Origin of the sequence: Desulfosarcina sp., assembly GCF_041551955.1 — a bacterium.
In the GTDB taxonomy this organism is placed as follows: domain Bacteria; phylum Desulfobacterota; class Desulfobacteria; order Desulfobacterales; family Desulfosarcinaceae; genus Desulfosarcina.
Genome location: NZ_JBFELV010000480.1, coordinates 1 through 3,707, shown reverse-complemented (window position 1 = coordinate 3,707; position 3,707 = coordinate 1). Strand labels below are relative to the sequence as shown.

2 protein-coding genes are annotated in these 3,707 nt (G+C 57.3%); both read right to left on the bottom strand.

All coding sequences use genetic code 11. The annotated features are described in order from the left end of the window. Positions 1-181: 181 nt before the first annotated feature. Positions 182-1,966 carry a putative Na+/H+ antiporter gene (locus tag ABYV26_RS22830; RefSeq protein ID WP_372683659.1) on the bottom strand — a complete coding sequence of 595 codons (1,785 nt, stop codon included), beginning with the start codon at positions 1,964-1,966 and terminating at the stop codon, positions 182-184. A gap of 121 nt (positions 1,967-2,087) precedes the next feature. Further along, positions 2,088-3,707 (bottom strand): hypothetical protein (locus tag ABYV26_RS22825; protein ID WP_372683658.1); only part of this gene is annotated, 1,620 nt, incomplete at its 5' end.

Genomic DNA, 3,707 nt, shown 5'->3' with positions numbered 1-3,707 from the left:
TCCTTTTCTCATCGCTGCTCGTTTGCACAGTGCTGGCGCTAACCCTTCGGCTGTTCGCTAAGCCCGCTTCGGCAAAACCGGTCTTCGACAGCGGCTCCTATGAAGAGATCGATGCCTATATCGAAAAACAACTGGACGCGCTAAATATTCCCGGCGCATCGCTGGCGATCATCGAAGGGGATCAGATCGTGCACGTGAAAGGCTTTGGTGTATCCAGCCCGAGCGGTGAAACCCCATCGCGGAAAAACCGGGAAAGGATGCTTTGCCCTGCCGGGTTGGGTGCATTGGCGATGATGGTCAACCCGCCGCCGGCCACGGCGCCGGCCACCACCGAGTATTTCATTCCATCAGAAAAGTGGGGTACCAGGGTGCTTAAAAAGGTGATGGCCGCGTTGTCGTTGAATGCCGTGAGAATGGCGGCCCCCAGCATCAGGGGGATCTCGGTCAGGTTGCCCAGAACCGGCTCGATCCACCAGCCCTGGAGTCCGCCGTGGATCACCAAGCCGCCGAGGAAAAAGCCCACCAGCAGGGCTGGCTTCAAGTTGAGTTTGTTCTGATAGGGTGAGGTGACCTGGGCAAACCCCAAGAAGAATAGCAGCCCCGGGATAAAAAACGGTGGATAGTGGGCATTGATGATGGTCCATCCCATGAAAGCGATATGCACCAGGGTTACCCACAACGGCACCGGGTCGTCTCGGTGATCCCAGTCCGGGTCCATGAACGGCGGGCGGTCCTCCGGCGGAAGAAGTCCGGGTAGGGCTCGCCGCATGCGTCTGAGCTGGATTTCCTGGTTGCGCTCCTCAAAGGCTTGCCGGGCCGTTTCCGGGTCGATGCCTTTGCCTTTCAGTTCCTCTATCACCTTGACTTCCAGTCGCCGGCTTATTTCCTGTCTGGCAATTTTGAGTTGGTCGGCAAAGGTCTCAATAAATTTGAAGCGGTCGCCGAGCCGGTTGACGGTTTCGTCCACTAAGTCTTCCACGTCGGCCCGTTTGAGGAAGCGCTGCTGGATTTCATCCTTGAGGCTTCGCATAGCAAAAGCCTCCTGCAGAGATTTCAATTCACCGCGAAAGATCAGAAAATAGACCAGGTTGGCCATGAGGATGCCCAATACCGCTTTCCAGCCGAAATGGGTCAGCATGAACATCGTATCCCACTTCCAGGGCGCTGCCACCATCAGAACTGGCGGCGCCGCATAGCTGGTCAGGGTGCCGCCCACCGAGATGTTGACGAACAGCAGACCCAAGGTGGCATACTTGAACCGATTGGAGGGCGCCAGGGCATAAAATTTGTCGGCCAGCAGCAGGGCGGCAATGGTCATGGCCGCCGGTTCGGTGATGAAGGAGCCCAGAATGGGGCCGATGGTCAAAATGGCCCACCACCAAGCGGTGAGCGTGCCGCCCAGCAGATTGGCGGCTTTCCACATGAACCGTTCCGTGACTTGCAGGATCGGGCGTGTGGCGGCCAGGGTCATGATCACGACGACAAACATCGGTTCGGTGAAATTCACCTTGTACAGAATATAGCTTTTGGCCGTGGGCCAGTCGAAAAACAGAACGATGACGCCCACCAGGGCGGCGGCCCAGATGCCGAATACGGCCTCCACCTCGCCCAGGAAGTGGAAGGCTTCCGCACCGTGGTGCACCGAATCGCGGGGGGCCAGCCCTTTCTTGATCTTCTCTTCGTGGTCATGGGCCCATCGGTGGGCGATGACCATGAATCGGCCGGTGAGAAAGGTGTGGATGATGGCACACAGAAAAATGAGGGACGCCAACAGATTGAACGGCTCCTGGCGGATGCGGTTGCCCAGGTTGCTGACGATGCTGCCCAGATCCTTGTCGCCATAGCTCTCCAGACTGGGCGGAAAGACTGGCGCATCGGCCGGCTGCCCGCCGGCTGCCATGACGATTCCTGAAAAGGAAAGGATCAATATTGATAAGAAAACAAATCGGATGTGATTTTTTTTCATACTTTATTTCCTGGCAGGCGTGAAATGGTAAAACTCGACGTGAGTTTGGGAATTATTGTTTCGCAACTATTTCCAAGCAGCAGCCTGGATGGCGCCATCTTTAACAGCTATATCCTCGTGGTTACATGAACGATTGGATGTTTTTCAAGCGGTTGGCCATATCCTGCAGCCGACCCGACATTACCCGGATAAAGCTTTTGCCGTCTGGGGTGTGTTCTCCGTCAAAACTAATGGCAATGCCGGCAAATTTGAAGTCCACGGGGATGCCCTTCACATCGATGGGCTCGTCCTGGAGCACTTTCATCACCCGGTTCAGCGCTTTCTTGGAATCTTCGCGGCCGATCAGGGGCAGCACGGCCACAATGGTGTTTTTGCCCAGCTGGCCGACGATGTCCACTTCGCGAAATGTTTCGGCCAACAGGGCCAGCACGGCTTCTATGAGAATTTCGTTGTTGATAGCCCCGGCCGGCACCTTGGTCCGGGGCTTGATGCGCACCATGGAGAACGCCAGGGCGGAAAAGGAGTAGTCGTAGCGGTTGGCCCGGGCGATTTCCTTTTCGAGGATGAAGGCCATGGCGCTGGCTTTGATTATCCCGGTGGGCATAACCCGGTTGGCCTCTTTCTCTTTGATGATCTGCTTCTGACGGGCGATCTCATCCTGGATTTTTTTATAGTCGTTTTCATCGATCTCACCGGCTTCGACCTTGGTGCGGACGATCTTGAGGATCTCCCCCAGTTCATCGTGCTCGCTGACGCTCTGTTCCAGGGTCTGGAGCACGCTGAGAACCTTGTGCGGCGTTGCGGGTCCGCCACCTTCACCCGGTTGGCCTTTGGCTTTGAGCCATTCGGCGCGCATCTGGTCCAGGACCGTTTCCATCCGGGCGTTGAGGCGGTCTTCCAGCTTGGCGATGACATCGCCCCCCACATCCATCTTGCCCAGTTGGTTGACAATGGTGGATTCGATGCTTCCCACCACTTTTTTCAGATGCTCTGGATCGTCCTTCTCCTCGGTCTGGTCCATGGCCATCTGGCCGCCCATCTGCTCCACGTAGCCGGCCAGAATATCGGCCAGCGCATCCTCGTCACCGCTGCCTTTGCGGATCTCGGCGGCCAGGTAAATCAACTGGGCCGCCTGCTCCGGATTATTCTTGAATTCCTCGATCAGTTGATCGCCGTCAACACCGATCTCTTCCCCGCTCTCCTGAAGGATATTGGCCAGACCCTCGCTTTGCAGTTCCTTGCCCAAGGCCTGTATCAGCTCCAGGTACTGGGTGTGGGACATGCCTTCCTCCAACAGGGCCGTTTTAATTTTGGGCAGCAGGCGCTTGAGTTCGGCGGCTTCGGGCACCAGCCGCCTGAGGATATGGGCCATGCGGGCCGGTGTAATCTTGCCCTGTTGGTACTCGTCCTTGACCAGCTGGATGAGCACCCGATCGGTGAGTTCGTTGGCATTCTCCAGAATGGCCGCCTCGTTTTCATAGGCGACACCCAGGGCCTTTTGGGCTTCGATGCCTTCCCGCAGCTGTTTTTTCATGTCGAAGACGGCACCGGCCAGATCGGCAATGGCCACGTCGCCTTTGCCCTCCAGGTGCTTGTCCACTTCCATGCGCATGACTTCCAGCTGCTGAAACAGCAGGTTGCCGTGGCCTCCGGTTCCCGTTCCTCCGGTTCCCGTTCCTCCGGTTCCCGTTCCTCCGGTTCCCGTTCCTCCGGTTCCCGTTCCTCCGGTTCCCGTTCCTCC